The 20,697-nt window shown below is 41.2% G+C and carries 18 protein-coding genes; 11 read left to right on the top strand and 7 right to left on the bottom strand.

What is annotated here, in order from left to right; all coding sequences use genetic code 11:
* Positions 1-139 precede the first annotated feature (139 nt).
* The gene (locus tag FTV27_RS07730; protein WP_180055650.1) at positions 140-1,468 is read left to right on the top strand and encodes an alpha/beta fold hydrolase; all 1,329 of its coding nucleotides are present in this window, start codon (positions 140-142) and stop codon (positions 1,466-1,468) included.
* A gap of 29 nt (positions 1,469-1,497) precedes the next feature.
* On the opposite strand, the gene FTV27_RS07725 is transcribed toward FTV27_RS07730, so the two are convergent.
* Both FTV27_RS07725 and nagZ read right to left on the bottom strand, forming a co-directional pair.
* Positions 1,498-2,367: a class I SAM-dependent methyltransferase gene (locus tag FTV27_RS07725; protein WP_180077861.1), complete on the bottom strand. Its 870-nt coding sequence runs from the start codon at positions 2,365-2,367 to the stop codon at positions 1,498-1,500.
* A gap of 130 nt (positions 2,368-2,497) precedes the next feature.
* Positions 2,498-3,520 carry a beta-N-acetylhexosaminidase gene (nagZ, locus tag FTV27_RS07720; protein WP_180034909.1) on the bottom strand — a complete coding sequence of 341 codons (1,023 nt, stop codon included), beginning with the start codon at positions 3,518-3,520 and terminating at the stop codon, positions 2,498-2,500.
* A gap of 200 nt (positions 3,521-3,720) precedes the next feature.
* On the opposite strand from nagZ, the gene FTV27_RS07715 reads away from it, so the two are divergent.
* The 7 genes from FTV27_RS07715 to FTV27_RS07685 all read left to right on the top strand — a co-directional run bounded on the left by FTV27_RS07715 (position 3,721) and on the right by FTV27_RS07685 (position 14,021).
* Positions 3,721-5,931, top strand: coding sequence for a carboxy terminal-processing peptidase (locus FTV27_RS07715; RefSeq protein ID WP_180077859.1), 2,211 nt, complete (start codon positions 3,721-3,723; stop codon positions 5,929-5,931).
* A gap of 438 nt (positions 5,932-6,369) precedes the next feature.
* On the top strand, positions 6,370-8,436 hold the full coding sequence (locus FTV27_RS07710) for an EAL domain-containing protein (protein ID WP_180077857.1): 2,067 nt from the start codon (positions 6,370-6,372) through the stop codon (positions 8,434-8,436).
* Positions 8,437-8,676: 240 nt separating this feature from the next.
* The gene (locus FTV27_RS07705; RefSeq protein ID WP_078192693.1) at positions 8,677-10,269 is read left to right on the top strand and encodes a peptide chain release factor 3; all 1,593 of its coding nucleotides are present in this window, start codon (positions 8,677-8,679) and stop codon (positions 10,267-10,269) included.
* Positions 10,270-10,375: 106 nt separating this feature from the next.
* Positions 10,376-11,203, top strand: coding sequence for a hypothetical protein (locus FTV27_RS07700; RefSeq protein WP_180077855.1), 828 nt, complete (start codon positions 10,376-10,378; stop codon positions 11,201-11,203).
* Positions 11,204-11,277: 74 nt separating this feature from the next.
* On the top strand, positions 11,278-12,234 hold the full coding sequence (locus FTV27_RS07695; RefSeq protein ID WP_180077853.1) for an RsiV family protein: 957 nt from the start codon (positions 11,278-11,280) through the stop codon (positions 12,232-12,234).
* Between the two features lie 8 nt (positions 12,235-12,242).
* A complete protein-coding gene (locus tag FTV27_RS07690) occupies positions 12,243-13,064 on the top strand; it encodes a TatD family hydrolase (protein WP_180077851.1) in 822 nt (273 codons plus the stop codon).
* 150 nt (positions 13,065-13,214) lie between these two features.
* A complete protein-coding gene (locus tag FTV27_RS07685; protein WP_180055657.1) occupies positions 13,215-14,021 on the top strand; it encodes an enoyl-ACP reductase in 807 nt (268 codons plus the stop codon).
* A 151-nt stretch (positions 14,022-14,172) separates the two neighbouring features.
* Here the strand turns inward: FTV27_RS07685 and secB are convergent, their stop codons facing one another.
* The 4 genes from secB to rsgA all read right to left on the bottom strand — a co-directional run bounded on the left by secB (position 14,173) and on the right by rsgA (position 16,503).
* Positions 14,173-14,628 (bottom strand): protein-export chaperone SecB, encoded by a 456-nt coding sequence (secB, locus tag FTV27_RS07680; RefSeq protein WP_078189641.1) that lies wholly within the window; start codon positions 14,626-14,628, stop codon positions 14,173-14,175.
* Between the two features lie 40 nt (positions 14,629-14,668).
* On the bottom strand, positions 14,669-14,923 hold the full coding sequence (gene grxC, locus FTV27_RS07675) for a glutaredoxin 3 (RefSeq protein WP_078189640.1): 255 nt from the start codon (positions 14,921-14,923) through the stop codon (positions 14,669-14,671).
* 20 nt (positions 14,924-14,943) lie between these two features.
* A complete protein-coding gene (locus tag FTV27_RS07670) occupies positions 14,944-15,351 on the bottom strand; it encodes a rhodanese-like domain-containing protein (RefSeq protein ID WP_078189639.1) in 408 nt (135 codons plus the stop codon).
* A 93-nt stretch (positions 15,352-15,444) separates the two neighbouring features.
* Positions 15,445-16,503, bottom strand: a complete 1,059-nt coding sequence (gene rsgA, locus FTV27_RS07665; RefSeq protein WP_078192688.1) for a ribosome small subunit-dependent GTPase A — start codon at positions 16,501-16,503, stop codon at positions 15,445-15,447.
* Positions 16,504-16,628: 125 nt separating this feature from the next.
* Here rsgA and orn point away from each other — a divergent pair, with 125 nt between their 5' ends.
* Entirely contained in the window at positions 16,629-17,186 is a 558-nt protein-coding gene (gene orn, locus FTV27_RS07660) for an oligoribonuclease (protein ID WP_180077849.1), read from the top strand.
* Between the two features lie 56 nt (positions 17,187-17,242).
* Here orn and FTV27_RS07655 read toward each other — a convergent pair whose 3' ends face one another.
* Positions 17,243-17,683 carry a GNAT family N-acetyltransferase gene (locus FTV27_RS07655; RefSeq protein ID WP_180077847.1) on the bottom strand — a complete coding sequence of 147 codons (441 nt, stop codon included), beginning with the start codon at positions 17,681-17,683 and terminating at the stop codon, positions 17,243-17,245.
* Between the two features lie 198 nt (positions 17,684-17,881).
* Here FTV27_RS07655 and FTV27_RS07650 point away from each other — a divergent pair, with 198 nt between their 5' ends.
* Both FTV27_RS07650 and FTV27_RS07645 read left to right on the top strand, forming a co-directional pair.
* Positions 17,882-18,652, top strand: a complete 771-nt coding sequence (locus FTV27_RS07650; protein WP_180004537.1) for a ThiF family adenylyltransferase — start codon at positions 17,882-17,884, stop codon at positions 18,650-18,652.
* Positions 18,653-18,767: 115 nt separating this feature from the next.
* Entirely contained in the window at positions 18,768-20,582 is a 1,815-nt protein-coding gene (locus FTV27_RS07645) for a tetratricopeptide repeat protein (protein ID WP_180077845.1), read from the top strand.
* The last annotated feature ends 115 nt before the right edge of the window (positions 20,583-20,697 follow it).

The raw sequence follows: 20,697 nt of genomic DNA, 5'->3' as shown, positions 1-20,697 counted from the left end.
AATGAACCTCTGTATAGAATGAAACAATAGCGACATTGAAGTCGTACAAATAACGATTAAAGAGCAGGACGCTAAGTCGAGCAGAGTCTCTAAATGAATTCCTGACAATAAAAATAAGGCAGGAATGGAGGAAAGGAATATGAATTCCATTATCCAAATGGATCCCACCGTACAGGAAAGTACGCATTACAGTTTTTTCGATCTATATGACAAGCAAAGCTTTAAACAGCCTGCCAGAACGACATGGATTGATGGCTGGAAGGTCGAATATATGGCCATTGCACAACCTGAAACGATTCATCGCACCCCGATTGTTATTATTGGTGGGGCATTTCAAAACTTTAATTCCTACAAATATTGTGTCGAACAACTATTTGCGGCAGGACCTATTATTTTAATTGATTTACCCTCTATGGGCTCAAATCAGCAAATTACCAATGTCGATACTTCGGTGTCGGCAGGGACTTTAGAGTTGGGTGATCTGGCACAGATGTTAGGCGTTTGGTTGGATATCGTCGGGCTAGAAAAAGTATCCGTGATGGGGATGTCACTAGGTTCAGTGGTGGCAGCAGGTCTGGCAGATCAACGTCCTGAATTGATTGATCGCATGATTTTAATGGGCGTGATGCAAAAAACGCGCAAGAGTTGGCGCATGTTGCTTGAAGAATCCTTGCATTTGATGAAAGAACAGCGCATGGATGAATTTGGTCAAGCGGTGATTTTGTATTTGGTTAATCATGCCAAACTGGATGTGACGCGGATGTCACCGACAGCGAAGCGTTTGTTCTTTAGACAAATGGCTGAATTCACCAATACCGAACAAGAGCGTTATGACATTAACTGTAATCGTTTGCTGCGTTTGCAAGACGTGCCGATTCCACAGTGTGATGTATTGGTGTCATGCGGGCAGTACGACAGTTTTACTTTGCCACATGAAAATGCAGGTTTTGCCTTGCAATGTCCGAATATGCAATTTGCCATGATTGCCAATGCGGATCATTTACCTCAGTTGCAGCGTCGTAAGGAAACTATGAATTTGTTTGCAACTTATCTACGCGGTGAGTCTATTCAGCAGTTGGAAGGGATCATTCCAATGAGCCGAGAGCAAATGCAAAATATCGAACGCCGTGGCGAAGCGCGGGTGAGTGTACAACAGCCATTCACGCATTTATCTCATCGCCATTCAGACCTTGTGGTTGATACTCAAATTATGGATTTAAATTATTTTGGGGTGTTGTTGAATGTGCAGGCTGAAATGTTGGACTCCATGCACGCATATCCACGGGATTTGGCATTACATCTAGAAGATGAAGAAGGTGAGTTTAAAATTGAATGTCTCATCTTTGACGTTGTAGATACGCAGGTTCGTGCTTTGTTTAAGCATGGTAGTTTTGAGTTGGCGGAGCGTTTATTGCGCTTTGTACAACGCCAAAAAGAAGATGTATTGTTATTAGAAGCCGTCAGTTAAAACATGAACAACTAAAAAAAAACAGCGCTTTAGCGCTGTTTTTTTGTTTTGGCATGGACCATCCAAACCAAATCGCCACAGTGCTGCTCTGCATCGTGGAAAGGAATCACTTGTTCATGTTGCTGTTGTGGAAAGTATAAGGCTGGCTGAACGACGTCTACTTCTTCAAATCCTGTATGACTGAAGAACTGCTGTAATTCAGCAGGGGATTGAAAATGAAAAGTAAAAGCGCTGCGAGACATGACTTTGAGTAATTTACTACAGGCCCAAATAAAACGTGCTAAACGGTTCTTGACGGGTTCTGGATAGATGTCGGTCAGATAATGCAATTCCTGAAACGAGGCACCATATTCGGTGATCCCTTGTAATAATTTATTCAGCAGGGCTTGATCAAAATAATTAATCAGACCTTCGCTAATCACCACCAAAGGACGTTCAGGGTCAAAACTCTGAAAAATACGTTCAAAATCTTGAGTGAAAATGTCGCCAGTTAAGACCTCAGGGGCATGCGGGTCAATCTGTTTGAGTGCCTGTGTTTTGATTTTTGCCATATCCGGCAAGTCGAGTTCACGATAGTCAATTTCAGGATGCTTGGTACGAAAATTCCAACCGCGCGGGGAGAGGCCACAGGCAATTTCGAGTACTTGTAGCTGAGGGTGTTGGGTAATGAATTGATCTAAATGTTGATCGATCATGGCATGGCGCTGTTTAAGCGTCGAACGCATGCTACCGCCCACATTCTTTTCTGCCCAGCTTTCTAAAGGATGGACTAAACGTGCTAAAAATTTGCCTTTACGTGTGGCAAAAACGGGATGCGAAATCCCCATGCTGTACCAAATATAGCCGGTGTAATGTGCAGTAAAGGAAATGTGTCGATGTTCCGATAAACTTTGTGTCATGTCGTCCTGACCTAATGTTGTTTTTATTGGCAATTTTTGTATAGCGCCGAAGCACTTATTTTGTCTTCATCATAAATCAAAAAGGAGCACCTTGTCGTGCTCCATTTTCTAGAATTTTGAAAGTCTTGGATTAGCAATATTGATTTTTAAAATCCACAATACGGTTACGCACGTTTTGCCAGTCCGCTCCGAGTTCAATGCTTTGTCCAATCTCAATTTGTGGGATTTTACCGCGCATACGTTCTAGGCGTTCTTGATTTGGGAGAGCCAAGTTTTGAATGCCATCCAGCGCAATGCATGCAGATTCACGGTTATTACATACAAGGCCCATATCACAACCTGCATTTAATGCTGCTTGGATACGAGCATCTGCGCCGCCAGCGACACAAGCGGCTTGCATGCTTAAATCATCGGAGAATAAAACGCCATCAAATTGGAGCTCTTGACGTAAGACTTTCTGAATCCAATACGGTGAAAATCCAGCAGGATTAGGATCAATATTTTCATAAATCACATGCGCAGGCATTAAGGCATCAAGCTGTGGTTGCAGTTGAATAAAGCTTTGCATGTCTTTTTGATAGATTTCTTCATAACTACGATGGTCAATGGCAGCAGCAACATGTGAGTCTGCTTTCACCGATCCATGGCCTGGGAAATGCTTACCTGTAGACGCCATCCCCGCACGTTTCATACCTTTTAAGAAAGCACTTGCCAATGGAATAATGTCTTGCATATTTTTGGCAAAACCACGGTCACCAATCACATCACTGACATCATTTAAATCAAGCACCGGTGCAAAACTGAAATCGATCCCGACCGCCAGGACTTCAGCTGCCATCAACCAGCCACATTGTTCAGCCAGTTCAACTGCTTTTTCAGGTTCAGTTAAGTAAAGTTCTCCAAACTTACCCATAGCTGGTAGGAGTGTGAAGCCTTGCTTTAAGCGTTGTACACGACCACCTTCCTGATCGACCGCAATTAAAATATCAGGACGAATTTGACGCATATGGTCGGTTAGGGCACGAACTTGTTCAGGAGATTCAATGTTACGACCAAATAAAATCATGCCGCCAACTTGTGGTGCCTGTAATAGTTCAATATCTTCTTGGGTGAGTTCTGTGCCAGCAATGTCGAGCATTAATGCGCCAATCATATTCGGTGTCCGTGTTGGAATTTTTAAGGAAAAACAATACCTGAATTCTGCAATGATTTGCTACACTTTGTCAGCAGAGAATATGATAAAACTACACGACATAAACATATTAAGTTGTTTAAGATTTTGAATCTATTCAATTCAGGTCGAAAACCAACACGGTAATATTGGTCTTAATACCAAGGAAGTACAAATTATTTATGAAACTTCAAACATTAGCTTGTGCCGTTGCGATTGCGACAGGTGGATTCTTTTTCACTCATGTGGTGAATGACGCAATTGCTGCCAATAATACAGAAGCAGTGAGCGCGGGTACTATTCAACCCACTCAAGAACAAGCCTTGGTCTCACGTCAGCTTGCAACATTGGTAGACCGTCAACACTATTTAAATCAGCGTTTAGATGCCAATACCTCTAATCGTATTTTAGATTTTTATATTGATAGTTTAGATGCTGAACATACGTTGTTCTTGGCATCAGATATTGAAAATTATAAAAAACGTTATGGCTCAACTTTTGGTGCAAATCTCAAAGCGGGCAATTTAACAGGGCCGTATGCGATTCATGCGCAATATCGTGAGCGCTTAAAACAGTTCTACACCTATATGTTGGAAGAGCTGAAAAAGCCACAGAATTTAAATCAACCGAATAACTACATCGAAACTGATCGTGAAAAAGCGCCATTCTTTAAATCGACAGAAGAACAGCGTGCGCATTGGAATAAAATGTTGGTCTCTCAGCTGATCAATTTAACCATCAGCAAAGAAGAAGAGAAAGCCAAACAGAAAGCGTTGAAAGATGACCCAACACTGGCAAATGGTCAAGATTTAACTGGTCCGGAAGATTTAACACCTGAACAGACCTTAACTAAGCGTTATACACGTCAGTTAGAGCGGATTAGTCGTTTAAAAAGCGATGATGTGCTTGATAAAACTCTGAATGCCATGATGCTGACGTATGATCCGCACAGTAACTATTTCCCACCTGTAGATGCGATGGAATTGAACCGTCAAACCACGCTGCAATTGGAAGGGATTGGGGTGTCGATTCGTCCTGAACGTGGCAACGAAGACTACACTAAAATTGAAACGATTGTAGAAGGTGGTCCAGCCAGCAAATCAGGACAAGTCAAGTCAGGTGATCGCATTGTTGGTGTTGCCCAAGATGGCGACAAAATGGTGGATGTGATCGGTTGGCCGAGCAATGAAATTGTCGGACTGATTCGTGGTAAACGTGGCACCAAAGTGACTCTACGTTTATTGGGTGCTGGTGCGTCCATGAATCAAGCGCGAAATGTCACAATTGTACGTGATGTGATTCAAGAAGAAGATGCAGGCGTGCGTTCACGTACCGTTGAAATTGAGCGTGATGGCAAAAAGCATAAGTTCGGTGTAATTGAAATTCCATCGTTTTACTTGAACTATCGTGCACGTCGTGCAGGTACAGACTACCGTTCTGTGTCAGAAGATACCAATAAAGCCTTAAAAACTTTAGATGCTCAAAATGTTGAAGGTATCATCATTGACTTGCGTAACAACCCTGGTGGCTCACTTGAAGAAGTGGCACGTATGCTTGGTCAAGTGATTAAATCAGGTCCAGTGGTGCAAATCCGTGATGGCAATGGCAATGTCAGCGTGTTTGAAGATGATGATGGGGGCGCGCAAACTTATGCAGGTCCATTGGCAGTATTGATTAACTTGGCTTCGGCGTCTGCGAGTGAAATTTATTCTGCTGCGATTCAAGACTATGAACGTGGTGTGGTGATTGGTAGCACCACAACGGGTAAAGGAACAGCGCAGGTACAACTTGACTCTTTAGCCTATGGTCAAGCAACCTTAACGCAACGTAAATTTTACCGCGTGACTGGCGGCAGTACCCAAAATAAAGGGGTCGTGCCTGATATTAAGTTGGTTGATATTTACAATGAAGAGTTTGGTGAACGTAAAGCGAAAAATGCTTTACAGTGGGATACCATTCCTACAGCACCGTTTAAACGTGAAGGCTCGATCCAAGCCTATGTTCCCGATTTGATTAAGTCATCTCAGCAACGTGTCAGCATTGATCCGCAATTTAAATATTTAGAGCAACGTACTGCGATTGCGAAAAAGACAGAAGAGCAAAAGCGTGTGGTGCTTGACTTAGCGAAGCGTAAAGCCGAGCTGTTGGCACTAGAGCAAAAGTCTTTGGATGCTGAAAATCAGCGTCGTAAAGTGGTGGGTCAAAAACCTTATGCCAACTGGGAAAGCTACCAAGCGTCTATGGATGCATTGGTGGAGGCACGTGCAAAAATGAAGGCAAACCAACGTCCAGCACTGCCTGAAGAAGAAGTCTTTGTGACGGAAGCAGCAAACGTGCTAATGGACTATGCCAAATTACAAGGCAAAACGCATACAACAACAGCAAAAAAGTAAGTAATTCATCCATAAATAACATTGAGCTGATTGCTTGAGTTTTTGATAGAAAAGATGAATTTATCCATTGAGAAATAGCGAGCTACGGCTCGCTATTTTTTTTGTGAGTAGGGCGGTGTTCGATTTAAATCTAGAAAGCAATCTATAAATGATCCTAACTTATTCATTTTATTATGATTAGAAACTGTTCTAAAATAATAAACACCTGATGCAATTTTTATCAAAAGTTTAAGTTTTAGTGAACTTCATCAAGCTTTATTTTTTTTAAATTAATCAGTTGCTTAAAATCTTGAAAGAAAGACTTGACCATTATCGTAGACTAATAGATTCTAAGAGGAAATAAGTAAGTAATTGAAAATGTAACAAGTTAAAGGGAAGAGATAGATTGGGTAATTCGGTTAAAGAAAGTGCCACGATAACCTAAGCGGAACGCTTGATATGACCCATATTCATTATGATTACAATCTGGTCGTTGGTTCAATCGTAGTTGCATTATTAAGTTGTTACTTAGCTGTTTCACTCGAACAAATGTTGTTCCGTGGAACACGACCAAGATATGAAAATGTCATTTTATTATTCAGCGGTGCAATTTTAGGTGCTGCGATTTGGTGCATGCATTTTGTAGGCATGATGGCCAGCCATTTACCTTCAAATCATAGTTTTGATACTAGTCTGACCCTAACATCTTATTTTATCGCCTTTGTCGCGTCCACTTTTGCCGTGTGGTTAACCACACGACTGACGCTACCATTTCCTCGTTTAATTTTAGGCTCAGTTTTAATGGGGCTAGGCATTTCCGGAATGCATTACACGGGGATGCTGAGTTTAGACGTTCAGGGTTATGAGCAACGATACGAACCTTTAATTGTTATCTGTTCAATTTTAGTTGCGATCTGTGGCTCGTGTTTGGCATTTTGGCTAACGTTTAAAAATAAATACTCGCCAAAACGTAACATCATGAATGCCTTTGTTGCGGTCATGCTGACTTTTAGCATTGTCGCTATGCATTATATTGGTATGGCAGCTGTTGATTTTGTACCGCTAAACTCGATGGATGTGTTGTTAGCGGCTCAGATCAATCATAATTTATTGTTGTTTATTGTTTTATTTGTCACCAGTTTACTATTGATGGCTGCTTTTAGTGTAGCGGTATTAGAACAACGTTTAGAACATCGTAGTTTACAGTTGATGCGCGCAAATAGAGAGCTAGCCAATCAAGCTGTACAGGACAATTTAACGCGTTTGCCGAATAGACTATTTTTGGTCGAATACGCACATTTTCTCTTTACAGAGCATCGCCTAAGACAAGATAAAATTGCTTTTATTTATATTGATATCGACCGTTTTAAAGCGGTCAATGATGTGTTTGGACACCATGTGGGTGATCAACTACTGATTCAAATTGCCACACGCATTCACCGTTTAATTAATGATCAAGCTAAATTGCTACGAATCGGTGGGGACGAGTTTCTGATTGTGCTTGAGTCGGCAAGCAATGACTCTGCCACAGCAATGTCTGAAAAAATATTGGAATTGATGCAAGAAAGCTTTTTGATTGCAGGTAAGGAAATTAACATTTCAGGCAGTATTGGTATTGCGATGTACCCTGAACATGGTGCGAACTTACAAGACCTACTGATCAATGCAGACACCGCAATGCTGAGTTCGAAGTATCAGGGGCGTAATACCTATTCATTTTTTAATTATACTGCCGACCAATTTGAAGAAAAAAGTCAGACGAAACTGATCAATGATTTATATAAAGCGGTAGAAGAACAGCAATTTATTTTATTTTATCAGCCAAAATTTAATGCCGTTGATCGTGAAATTTGTGGGGTTGAGGCCTTAATTCGTTGGAATCATCCAACTCTAGGTATGTTGACGCCAAATAAGTTTATCAATGGTGCAGAAAAAACTGGACTGATTATTGCCATGGGCTATTGGGCGCTTGAAGAAGCCTGTAAGCAAATTCAGCACTGGGAAAAGCTGAATATGCCGCTGTATCCGATTGCGGTCAATTTATCAGCGATTCAGTTTGAACATAAACATTTATTTAGTACCTTAGAGTCGCTTTTTGCACGGTATGAAATCAACCCGTCACATTTAATTATTGAAATTACCGAGTCAACAGCGATGCATCATATCGATGCCAGTATTGTAACTTTTGAACATTTGAGAAAGATGGGAATTAAAGTTGCGATTGATGACTTTGGAACGGGACATTCAAGTTTCTTGTATTTAAAAGAACTGCCTGTAGATGAGCTGAAAATTGACCGTGAGTTTATCCGCAATTTGAGCGTCGGTTCTAAAGAAGAAATTATTTTAGAAAGTATTATTCACTTGGCAATTCGACTGGGTTTAACGGTCACTGCAGAAGGTGTAGAGACAGAACAACAAGCAGAAATTTTAAAACGTTTAGGTTGCCAACAGTTGCAGGGATATTTGTTAGGAATGCCGATGCCAGTGGCACAGCTTGAAGAAAGCATGAAAATGAAGGTTGAATAAAGTCCTCGTAGTATGATCGCATTGCCAATGAGTGAGAAAAAAAGACAGAGAAATGCGTTATATCGTCGATAAAAACAGGTCGTCATCCAATGTAAAACATCAAGACATGCCACGCTAAGATTTTGACTCAACCCGATGTGGTTGATTATTTTTAATGGTCAATCTGATACAATATCGCCAATTTTCCATATTGATCAGATCTGATCTTTTGCACTGCGAGTTTTGCAGTAGGTGTCTTTCATGAGTTTTAAAGAAGAATTAGCGACACAGGTCGCTCAGCGACGTACTTTCGCTATTATTTCCCACCCCGATGCCGGTAAAACCACAATGACAGAAAAACTGTTGTTATGGGGACAGGCGATTCAGGTTGCAGGTATGGTAAAAAGCCGTAAATCTGATCGTGCGGCAACGTCTGACTGGATGGAAATGGAAAAAGAACGTGGTATTTCGATCACCACTTCTGTTATGCAGTTCCCGTTTAAAGACAAGATGATTAACTTGCTCGACACCCCAGGGCATGAAGACTTTTCTGAAGATACCTACCGTACATTAACCGCTGTTGACTCTGCGCTTATGGTGATTGATGGTGCAAAAGGTGTCGAAGACCGTACGATCAAATTGATGGAAGTGTGTCGTATGCGCGACACGCCGATTATTTCATTCGTCAACAAAATGGACCGTGAAATTCGTGAGCCATTAGAACTTCTTGATGAAATCGAAAACGTTTTAAAAATTAAATGTGTTCCGATTACTTGGCCACTGGGCACAGGTCGTGACTTTGCCGGTGTATTTAACCTACTCGAAGAAAAATTCTACGTTTATAAGGCAGGTTTCGGTTCAACAATTACGGATATTGAAGTCCGTGATGGCTATGACTATGCAGATTTGCGTGAAAAAGTCGGTGATCTCGCTTGGGCTGCATTTGAAGAATCATTGGAATTGGTTCAAATGGCCAATGAACCTTTAGACCGTGATGAATTTTTGGCAGGTCGTCAAACGCCAGTGTTGTTTGGTACGGCACTCGGTAACTTTGGTGTAGACCATGTTTTGGATGCATTTAGTCAATATGCGCCTGAACCTAAAGCACATCCAACTCAAGACCGTAAAGTTGAAGCGACTGAAGAAGGCTTCACTGGTTTCGTCTTTAAAATTCAAGCCAATATGGATCCAAAACACCGTGACCGTATTGCATTCATGCGTATCTGTTCAGGTAAGTATGAAAAAGGCTTAAAAATGAAACATGTGCGTCTAGGTAAAGATGTGCGTATTAGTGATGCTTTAACGTTCCTTGCTGGTGACCGTCAGCACCTTGAAGAAGCATGGCCGGGCGACATTATCGGTTTGCATAACCATGGTACGATTCAGATCGGCGATACCTTCACTTCGGGTGAAGATTTACACTTTACCGGTATTCCTCACTTCGCCCCTGAAATGTTCCGTCGCGTGCGTTTAAAAGATCCGTTGAAGTCAAAACAGCTGCAAAAAGGCTTAAAAGAACTTTCAGAAGAAGGTGCAACTCAGGTCTTTATGCCGCAAAACAGTAATGACTTAATCGTGGGTGCTGTGGGTGTGCTTCAGTTTGAAGTGGTGGCATATCGTCTGAAAGAAGAATACAAAGTTGATTGTATTTACGAGCCTGTAAGTATCAATACCGTACGTTGGGTATCGTGTGATGACGAGAAAAAATTCAACGAATTTAAGAAAAAAGCACACGACCAATTGTCTGTCGATGGCGGTGGTCATTTAACTTATCTTGCACCAAGTCGTGTGAATTTACAGTTAATGCAAGAACGTTATCCGGATATCGTGTTCAGCAATACACGTGAACACTAAGTTGTTCTTTTACAGAAATAAAACAGCTTCTTCGTGAAGCTGTTTTATTTTGTGGTAGAGTTTTTAAATCCATACATTACGCAATCATTTGGTCGTTTAGGACATCATGAAAAAATTCAAGGATGCTACAGTTTTTGCACTTTTGGGGAGTGTTTTGCTGCTCAGTGCATGTGATTCAGGAAAAGAAAACAAAGCGACAAAGCCGGCCGATGATGGCGCTTCTGAAGTGACTGTGATTAATCCAGATGTTTTGCCTTATTTAAATATCCAAGAGCAAGCCGCAAAAATCGCCAAACCGTTTTGTGAAAATAAAAGTTGTATTGATTTAGAGATACAAACCATTCAGACCGTAGATACATGGTTGAATGGCTGGATTGAAAAGAATCAGGCCAGCGTCGTACAAGATCAGATTGCATTAAAGCAAAATATGAATCTCCAACAAGCCGTCGATGCGTATGTGAAAAAATCAGATGCTTGGCAGGCAGAGTTTAAAACCAATAAAGCCTATGAATTGGCCATGTACACACGAGTTCCATATCAACGGAATCAATATGTGTTGCTGCAAATCGGTGTTGATACTAAACAGGAAAATATCACGGTCAAAGAGCGTTATTATTTTTTTGTGGCTGACCGCCGTGCGAAAAAGAATCTTAAACCTTTAGATATTATTGAAGCAAAGCAACAGCAAAATATGGATGCTATTGTGCAGCAAGCCTATAGCAAATGGTTAGATGAACAAGAGGTAGATGTCAAAAAATCGGCACCGAAAAAACTCTATTGGGGCCAAGCAGATTGGTTCTTTGATCAAGAAGGTGTTGGTTTGCATTATCGTACAGATGAAATTGTCAAAGATAGTAAACAACTGGATATTTATCTCAGCAAAGCGCAAACACAACAAGTATTGAAAGCTGACGTTTATCAGCATATGTTCTAATCAACGAAAGTATTTAATTTGATAAGATATTTACCAAAATAAATATCAATTATTCAAAATGAAAGGTTGAAGCAATGGTGCAAAAAAATAAAATTTGGGCAAGCTCAATATTGGCAGTTTCTGTTGCATTCACGGCGTGTCAGCCACAACAAGCTGAACCTGAAAAAAAGCCGGATCACGCCAAAACTGAACAGGCAGATTTGAGTGCAAAACTGATTGGTGATGCGGAAAAATTACAACTGAATTTACCTGAATGTGATGGCGGGGTCTGTCCTGAAATTTCAGTTGAACGTTTAAACAGTAATCAAGCCTTTATTGATGAATTTATTGATGCGGAAATTCTAAAACAGTTAGGCGAAATTTTGTCTGTTTCGCCTTTAGAAGATAAAACGCTGAGTACTGATGCTCCCGCTGCAAGTGAAGTTCCTGCAGCGTCTGAAGCAAAATCTGCTTTGGCAAAGGTTGAAACGCCCAAATTAAAATTGGAAAAAGCCACGCAGCCTTATATGCAAGCGTTCTTAAATTTAGATAAAGAGTTGAAATCTTTAAGTGCAAATCAGCAAATCAGTTTGATGATTAAACCTAAAATATTGAATGCTGAAAAACCCTTGGCAACAGTGGTTTTAAATACCAGTTCATATTTAGGTGGAGCGCATGGTTCTTCTGCACAGCAATATTATAACTTCGATTTAAGCACTCAAAAATTGGTGCAGCTCAACGACATATTATTGCCAAATCAACGTGCTGAGCTTGAAAAGCGGGGCTATGAAGTCTTTAAAACTTGGGTTAAAGATGCCAAGTTGGCAGACAATATTCAAGAATACGAACAGATTTGGAAATTTAAACTTTCTGATAATTTTTATCTGAGCCAGCAAGGTTTAATTTTGCAATATGCCGAATATGAAATTGGGCCGTATGTGGTGGGTTTACCACGTTTGACCATTCCGTATGATCAATTGCAAAGTGTCTTGAGAAAACAATATCTACCACCAGTTGAAGTTGCTGAAGCCTCAGCCGCAAAAGCAAATTAATTAGTTCAATGACTTACTCACTGTTTGATACGCATACGCATTTTGATGTTCCCGATTTTGACGCTGATCGGGAACAGTTGGCGTATGCTGCCAAACAGGCGGGTGTCGATGCTTTGGTATTAATTGGTTTTGTACAGTCACGTTTTCACGATTTGCTGCAAACCCAAGAGTTTTTAGATCGTTTATCCAATGCTCCCAAAAGCTATTTAGCTCCCGGCTTACATCCGTTTTATATTGAGCAACATCGTGCAGAACATTTGCTCGACGTGGAGCAGATGCTAAAGCAGCATGATTGTCTTGCTGTCGGTGAAATAGGTTTAGATACCTTTTTGAAACAGCATAAACAGCCCGAACTTTTTCAAAAGCAGCAGCAGTATTTTTCCGCACAACTTGAATTAGCACAGCAGTTTGATAAACCGATATTGCTGCATATTCGCAAATCCCATGCGGAGGTGCTTTCGATGTTGAAAAAGCATCAATTTAAGCTCGGTGGTATTGCACATGCATTTAGTGGTGGTGTTGAAGAAGCGAAGGCATTTACCAAGCTAGGTTTTAAAATTGGTGTAACAGGGCAAATCACCAATCCCAATGCAAAAAAATTACATCAAGTGGTTCAGACTTTGGGTTTAGATCATTTGGTCTTAGAAACCGACTGTCCCGATATGACACCCTTATGTTGTCAGCATTCGACGGAAGGGCGTACCCGCAATACGCCGGTCAATTTGCCCTATGTCTTGCAGGGGCTAGCTCAGAGCTTAAACCGTACTGAATCTGAGATTGCACAGATCTTATGGAGTAATTCATTACAAGCATTGCATCTGGACGCTTAAGGGCCAATAAATATGACGCCGCTTGATTGAATCTAGTTTCATTCGCATCGTGCATGCAATGATGGTTTTCTAAAAAAAGGTGCATTATGCAATTTCTAAAATGCTTTAGACTTGGCATTATGCTGTTAAATTATTTTGAGTGAGTTTCACATGGCACAAGGACTATTGGCTGGCAAACGCTTTTTAATCGCGGGTATTGCAAGTAAGTTATCAATCGCATTTGGTATTGCGCAAGCTTTACATCGCGAAGGTGCAGAACTGGCTTTTACTTATCCAAACGAAAAATTAAAAAAACGTGTAGATGATTTTGCTGAACAATTTGGTTCAACTTTAGTTTTCCCATGTGATGTAGCAGTGGACGCTGAAATTGATACCGCTTTTGCTGAACTTGCTAAACATTGGGATGGTCTAGATGGTGTTGTGCATTCAATTGGTTTTGCACCGGCACATACTTTAGATGGCGATTTCACTGATATTACCGACCGTGAAGGTTTTAAAATTGCTCACGACATCAGCGCATATAGTTTTATTGCGATGGCTCGTGCAGCAAAACCTTTATTGGCTGCACGTCAAGGTTGCTTATTGACGCTGACTTACCAAGGTTCTGAACGCGTAATGCCAAACTATAACGTTATGGGTATGGCAAAAGCGTCACTAGAAGCAGGCGTACGTTATTTGGCAACAAGTCTTGGCGCTGAAGGTATTCGTGTAAATGCGATTTCAGCAGGTCCGATTCGTACCTTAGCGGCTTCAGGGATTAAATCTTTCCGTAAAATGTTAGACCTAAATGAAAAAGTCGCACCACTTAAACGCAATGTCACCATTGAAGATGTCGGTAATGCAGCATTGTTCCTTTGCTCACCTTGGGCAAATGGTATTACAGGTGAAATTCTGTATGTTGATGCAGGCTTTAATACTGTAGGTATGAGCGCTGACTTAATGATGGATGCTGAGTAATTTGCTCCTCCCTTTTTAAAAGGGAGGGTGGGAGGGATTTTGTTAAGTAGAAGTAAATCCCCCTCATATCCCCTTTTAGTAAAGGGGGGGAAGCTAAAAAGCAATAAAAAAGACCGCAAAAGCGGTCTTTTTTAGATTTGAAGATAAGCGATTAAGCTTGGCCTTCAGCAGCAGTTTGCGCACGTTGCAAATTCGCTTCGAATTCAGCATCGAAGTTAATTGGTGTAAGCAATAATTGTGGGAAGCTGCCTTTAGTAACCATATCGTTCACAGCTTCACGTAGGAATGGGAACAAGATATTTGGGCAGTAAGCACCAAGAATGTAAGGAAGACGTTCTTCTTCAACGCTATCGATTAGGAAGATACCTGCTTGAGTAACGTCAACGATAAATGCAGTGTCACCCGCATTGTTCGCTTGAACGACAACTTTCAGTGAAACTTCGAAGTGTGTTGGATCAACTTTTTCTGCAGAAGAAGAAAGATTGATATTTAGTTCAGGCTGCCATTCTTTAGTAAATACTTGAGCCCCAGGTACTTCGAAAGAAATATCTTTAGTATAAATACGCTCTAATGCCAATTGTGGTTGAGCTTGTTGTTCTTCACTCATTGTTTATTCCTTAATATGAGGTGACGATTTATGTTTAAAATTAAGATAGCATGCCGTCGAGTTTGCCTTCACGCTCTAAAGCATAAAGTTGGTCAAAACCGCCAATAAACTGATCATTAATAAAAATTTGAGGAACGGTACGGTGGTTGGTGCGTTGCATCAATTCAACACGTACTTCAGGCGCTTCATTTGATAAATTAATTTCTTTATAAGCCACGCCTTTACGCTCTAGGAGCTGTTTTGCACGAATGCAGTAAGGACATACAGTTGTTGAATAAATCGTAACTTCAGCCATGTTAATCTCCTAAGAAGCGCTTATTTGCTTTTAACTAAAGGTAAGCCTTGAGCTTTCCAGTTGCTAATGCCGCCGTCTAAACGGTATGCATCTGCATGACCGACTTGTTGCAATGCAGAACCTGCCACTTGACCAAGGTTACATACAAAAACCAACGGGCGATCAGAAGTTTTTAACTCTTCAATGTGTTTTGTAATTTGGCTATATGGAATATTACGGCTACCGCTAATATGACCTTCGCGGAAGTCTTTCGCATCACGTAAGTCAATCAATTGAGCATTTTTAGCTTTAACTAAAATCCCTAAAGATTGAGGTGAAATTTTGCGACCATTACGCTGGCCTTCAAGAATAAAGAACAGCACGACCAATACAGCCAGCGTTCCAAATAAGAAGGGGTGATTCCCCATAAATTCGAACCAACGTTCCACAATTCACCTAACTACAATTTTAAATTGCCAAGAGTATAGCCCATAAATATGGTGATCAAAATCACCCCTTCAAGGGCATGAACAGAATAAAAATTAATTTTTTTGCTGCGCTTCCGTGATTTCGTCGATCAGACGTAAATAACTGTCTAATCGGCGCGGCAAAATTTCGCCATTTTGAGCCGCCATTCTAAGCGCACATTGCTTTTCATGTTTATGCGTACAGTTACGGAACTGACAATAACCCAAATGTGATTCGATCTCAGGGAAACCTTGCTGAACTTTTTCCAATTCTAGGTGCCATAAACCAAATTCACGGATTCCTGGTGAATCAATCAATGCAGAACCTTCACCAAACGCAATTAAGCGCGTAGACGTGGTGGTGTGCTGACCGAGCGCGGAGTTTTCCGAAATAATATTGGTTTTTTGCGCAGCATCCGGAACAATGGCATTAATTAAAGTGCTCTTACCAACCCCAGACTGACCTACAAATGCGACAGTTTCACCAGAAAGTCGAGCAGAAAGTGTGCTTAAGTCACCATCAGATTGAGTTTGCATGACCTCATAGCCCAAGTCACGATATTCTTGTAATAGCGTTAAGATCGGATCGTTGTCTTTAAGCAAGTCGGATTTATTTAAGACTAATAATGCTGGAATATCGGCATCTGCACAGGCCACCAAATAGCGGTCAATTAGGCCTGGCGCTGGCTCAGGAAGTGGTGCAAATACAATCACAATCAGGCTGACATTGGCTGCGACAGGTTTCACTTTGTGATAACGGTCAGGGCGTGTCAGTAAAGATTGGCGTGGATGAATCGCGGTAATAATCCCTAAACCTGTGATCGGGTCAGCTTGCCATTTGACACGGTCACCCGTCACCAATAATTCGAGATTGGTACGGGTATGGCAGCGCCAAACACTGCCTAATTCGATGGGTTTCCAATGGGGTTCAGGTTCACCTGCTTGCACAATGGGTTTTTCAGGATGTTGGTCGGGTGTAGACAGCGCTTGAACTTCAAGTTGACGACCATAATGTTGGACGACCAAGCCTTCCAAATCTGCAGAAGTATCGATTTCTTCCTGACGAGATTTATGTTGCTTCTGAATGCGACGTTGCTGCTGTTCAGTCAGTCGGCGCTTACGAATTAAAGCCATTCATATCCTAAAAAACCATGAAAACTAGATGGCAAAAATAGCATGAAAGCAGGGTCTATTTACAGCGCAAGCCCAATAAATTTGCTACTATGTTCATTTTTACAGCCTAATAAGATTGCACATTTATGAGCAGCACACCTGATACACGCCTGATTTGGATTGACCTTGAAATGACAGGTCTAGATACAGATAACGACCAGATTATTGAAGTTGCAACAATTGTGACGGATGATAATTTAAATATTCTGGCGGAAGGGCCTGTGCTTGCGGTACATCAGTCTGACCGTGTGCTCAATGCGATGGATGAATGGAACACTCGCCAACATGGTCAATCAGGCCTAATCGAACGTGTACGTCGTAGTAAATTAACAGCACAAGATGCTGAACAGGAAACTTTAGAATTTTTGAAAAAATGGGTGAATCCAAAATCATCACCAATGTGTGGTAACTCAATTTGCCAAGATCGTCGTTTCTTGCATCGTTTAATGCCTGAAATGGAACAATACTTCCACTACCGTAATCTCGATGTATCATCAGTGAAAGAATTGGCGAAACGCTGGCGCCCAGAGATCATGGGGGGCTTGAAGAAAAATGCCTCGCATTTAGCAATGGATGATATCCGTGACTCGATTGCAGAGCTTAAATACTACCGTGAATATTTCTTTATTATGAATAAAGACTAAGGTTGTAAGATCGAAAAAGAGGCGAAAGCCTCTTTTTTTTATCTGAGATATTTTCTCTATCTTTGATAGATGTTGGCTTGATGAATCTCGAGAAAATTTGCAGGCTGAGCCAAATCTGTAAAGCCAAATTGACGATATAAACCATGTGCATCTGCCGTTGCAAGCAACATGCGTCTTAGATCTGAGGAGCCACATTTTTCAAATAAAGTACTCACAATTAATTTTGAATAGCCTTTGCCTCGATGCTCATCGGCGACATAAATATCGGCTAAATAAGCAAAAGTTGCATAATCCGTAATAGCACGACCAAAACCGATGAGTTCATCATCGAGAAGTAGAGCCACGGCCAAAGAGTTTTCAATCGCTTTTTTCACCACATGTTTTGGAATATCTTTTGACCAATAGGTATGGCTTAAAAAGCGATGCACGGTGTCTAAATCCATTTCATTTTTGTCATCGGTAATTTTTAAATTATTTGGCAGAGGATGGATGTCCATGGCAATACACACTTGAGTTTTAGATCTATGGTTATACTTTTTAAAGCAGATCTCCGTTCGCTGTAAATGTTTATTTTGATGGTTTAGACCTGATGCGAATGCCGCTCTATTGCGATGTATGCTGAATTGCGTTTTATCAAAGAAAATAAGTAGCGAATTTGCTAAAATGGCGGCTCATTTAACACAGCCTCCAAACCTATGACTGAACTGCTCCAAGATGATGAATATGACCGCCGTTTTGCTGGCGTAGCCAAAATATATAGTGATGAAAGTTTTCATCATTATGAAAAAAGTCATGTCATGGTGATAGGGATTGGTGGTGTAGGCTCATGGGCGGTCGAAGCTTTAGCGCGTACTGGTATTGGTGAGCTGACCTTGGTCGATATGGATGTGGTTGCTGCATCGAATATTAATCGACAATTGCCTGCCATGAGCACGACATTGGGACATGAAAAAATTGAAGTGATGGCAGAGCGATGCCGTGCGATCAATCCCCGAATCAAAATAAATTTGATTGATGATTATCTCACACCCGAAAATGTCAAAGAAATTTTGGCAGGTGCTCCTGACCTAATTTTAGATTGTATTGATGATGTGAAGGCCAAATTTGCCTTAATGCTACATTGCCGTTTTAATAAAATTCCGTTGATCGTTTCCGGTGGAGCAGGGGGTAAACTTGATCCGCTGAAAATCCGAGTCGCAGATTTATCAAGAACAGAGCAAGACCCGATGTTAGCCAAATTGCGCACACAATTACGCGGCAAAGGCATTTGTAAAAAGCCGAAAGAAAAGTTTGGGATTACCTGTGTTTATTCGATTGATAATCCATTTTCCAGTGCTGATGTTTGTCCAAGTGCGGGCTTACGTTGTGGTGGATATGGTTCAGCAGTAGTGGTGACGTCCAGCTTTGCGATGGTGGCTGTGTCAGAGGTGCTCAAAAAACTTGATGCAAAACGAGCAAAAGCATGACAGCTATCTCATTTTGAAAAAAATAAAGCACCGAATTCGGTGCTTTTTTTGTATATAGAATTAAAATCAGACACAATGTTGGAATAATTAAAATATTGATTTTTTTGGGGCGAGTATGTGGTTTTTACTGATACTAATTTTGGGGATGGGAGCACTTGCGTTTTGGATGTGGAAAAGACCCGATCCAGTGAAACGCGATCAGGCTAAAGCGGTTGGGCATGACTTGTGGATAGACCAATTAGATGCGCAGCTGAAATTCGCAGAACGTTTAATGCTTGATGCACCAACCGACTATGCGCGTGCCTATGAGTTGTATCAAAATTTGGCCAAACAGCATGAAATTCCACAGGCCTATGTCGCTATGGGACAGATGCATTTACAAGGTTTAGGCCGAGAAGTCAGTGTGGAAAATGCGCTGGCTTTATTGGAAAAAGCCAATAGTTTAGGCAGCGATGATGCTGCATATGTATTGGGGCAAGTTGAAGAAGGTATCTATGGCGGTGTACCCAATCTTGAAAAAGCGCAATACTGGTATCGACATGCGATTTCACGCGGTCATTTGGATGCACAATATCGACTCGCCGAACTAAACCCAGAAGATCAGACACATGCCGAGCAGCAACATTTAGATTTGTTGCAAAAAAATGCGGACAATGGACATGCCAATTCACAGTATCAATTGGCACAGTTCTATTTAAAACAAGCCACGCCAAATATTACTCTGGGATTGGAATATTTACTGAAAGCTGCCCAACAAGACCATATGGCGGCTATTCAGCAATTGCAGCAGTTCTATGCTCAAGGAAAGTATCTTGCGCAAAATGATGAAAAGTCATTGCAATATTTAAAGCGAGGATTGCTACTCGGGCACCAGCAGCAGTTGTATGAATATTATCAAGCAGTATTGATGGGTAAAATCGACGTCGATCAGCGTCAGCGGGTTTATCATGACCTTTTGCAGCAGGCCAAAGAGCACAAAGTTGCGGCAGCCAGCCGATTATTAGGCATTGCACATTTTCATGGTTGGTATTTGGAGAAGCAGGAAACTTTAGGTTTTCGCTTTCTGACCGAAGCTGCTCAACTTAAAGATGCTGATGCAATTAGTCTTATTGCAGCGCTGTATTTTGAAAAGTATTTGGTTAGTGATGATCCGCAAAAAGCATTTGAGTTATATCAAACAGCGTATCAATTCAAACCATTATTCATTAACCAAGTTGGTTTGGCCCTATGCTATCTACACGGCGTCGGTGTTGAGCGAAATATCAAGCAAGCGCAGCAACTTTTAGTTGAAGCGGCAAGACACTTAAATGATATGTCCATTACTTGTGTCGCCGATCAGAATTATGTGATTGGACGTTTTTATGCATTGCCAGAATATCCTTTACCACATCGTGATCAGTGTCTGAGTTATCTGGAAAAAGCCGCAGAACAAGGTTCGCAGGATGCTGCTTGGTATCTCTACCGTTTAGCCGTGGACAATATATTGCCTGATCTACAGTTTGATGAAGCTCAAAGCCAGCGGGCATTGTTGAAAGCGGCAAAATTAGGTCATCCTGATGCACTCACGCAACTAGGTCTAGTTAATTTAAAAGGACAATGGGGAACACAAGATTTCCAACAAGCATTGCAGTATTTCTCGCAAGCGGCAGCATTGGGTAATGTGACTGCCTTGTACCAACTTGGTGAAATGTCAGAACATGGTTTAGGTGTACAGCAAGATTTAACCCAAGCGCATAGCTATTATGCACAAGCGGCTCAGGGGATGAGTGCTGCGGCGTTAACGCGATTGGGCTATTTATATATTCATGGCATGGGCGTAGAGCGTGATCTTAAAATTGCACAGCAATATTTGGAAAAAGCGGCCTTGCAAGGCTATGTCGAAGCACAAGAACAATTGGAGAATATTCACGCATTTTTAAATACTAATTAATCGTGATGCAAGGCAGTAAGGTGGTATGAAGAGACCTGAAGTTTAGTTTGATGGTCTCTATATTTTTTAATGCAGAAATAAATAGAGTAAAAATAACATAAAGAATTGATGTGAA

The organism is Acinetobacter sp. YH12251 (assembly GCF_013417465.1).
GTDB lineage: Bacteria > Pseudomonadota > Gammaproteobacteria > Pseudomonadales > Moraxellaceae > Acinetobacter > Acinetobacter amyesii.
This window is presented reverse-complemented; position numbering and strand designations above follow the sequence as displayed.

What these genes read in the sequence shown, in the direction of transcription:
- FTV27_RS07730 (WP_180055650.1), top strand. Translation starts at nt 140, where the DNA reads ATGAATTCCATTATCCAAATGGATCCCACCGTACAGGAAAGTACGCAT.
- FTV27_RS07725 (WP_180077861.1), bottom strand. Translation starts at nt 2,367, where the DNA reads ATGACACAAAGTTTATCGGAACATCGACACATTTCCTTTACTGCACAT.
- nagZ (WP_180034909.1), bottom strand. Translation starts at nt 3,520, where the DNA reads ATGATTGGCGCATTAATGCTCGACATTGCTGGCACAGAACTCACCCAA.
- FTV27_RS07715 (WP_180077859.1), top strand. Translation starts at nt 3,721, where the DNA reads ATGAAACTTCAAACATTAGCTTGTGCCGTTGCGATTGCGACAGGTGGA.
- FTV27_RS07710 (WP_180077857.1), top strand. Translation starts at nt 6,370, where the DNA reads ATGACCCATATTCATTATGATTACAATCTGGTCGTTGGTTCAATCGTA.
- FTV27_RS07705 (WP_078192693.1), top strand. Translation starts at nt 8,677, where the DNA reads ATGAGTTTTAAAGAAGAATTAGCGACACAGGTCGCTCAGCGACGTACT.
- FTV27_RS07700 (WP_180077855.1), top strand. Translation starts at nt 10,376, where the DNA reads ATGAAAAAATTCAAGGATGCTACAGTTTTTGCACTTTTGGGGAGTGTT.
- FTV27_RS07695 (WP_180077853.1), top strand. Translation starts at nt 11,278, where the DNA reads ATGGTGCAAAAAAATAAAATTTGGGCAAGCTCAATATTGGCAGTTTCT.
- FTV27_RS07690 (WP_180077851.1), top strand. Translation starts at nt 12,243, where the DNA reads ATGACTTACTCACTGTTTGATACGCATACGCATTTTGATGTTCCCGAT.
- FTV27_RS07685 (WP_180055657.1), top strand. Translation starts at nt 13,215, where the DNA reads ATGGCACAAGGACTATTGGCTGGCAAACGCTTTTTAATCGCGGGTATT.
- secB (WP_078189641.1), bottom strand. Translation starts at nt 14,628, where the DNA reads ATGAGTGAAGAACAACAAGCTCAACCACAATTGGCATTAGAGCGTATT.
- grxC (WP_078189640.1), bottom strand. Translation starts at nt 14,923, where the DNA reads ATGGCTGAAGTTACGATTTATTCAACAACTGTATGTCCTTACTGCATT.
- rsgA (WP_078192688.1), bottom strand. Translation starts at nt 16,503, where the DNA reads ATGGCTTTAATTCGTAAGCGCCGACTGACTGAACAGCAGCAACGTCGC.
- orn (WP_180077849.1), top strand. Translation starts at nt 16,629, where the DNA reads ATGAGCAGCACACCTGATACACGCCTGATTTGGATTGACCTTGAAATG.
- FTV27_RS07655 (WP_180077847.1), bottom strand. Translation starts at nt 17,683, where the DNA reads ATGGACATCCATCCTCTGCCAAATAATTTAAAAATTACCGATGACAAA.
- FTV27_RS07650 (WP_180004537.1), top strand. Translation starts at nt 17,882, where the DNA reads ATGACTGAACTGCTCCAAGATGATGAATATGACCGCCGTTTTGCTGGC.
- FTV27_RS07645 (WP_180077845.1), top strand. Translation starts at nt 18,768, where the DNA reads ATGTGGTTTTTACTGATACTAATTTTGGGGATGGGAGCACTTGCGTTT.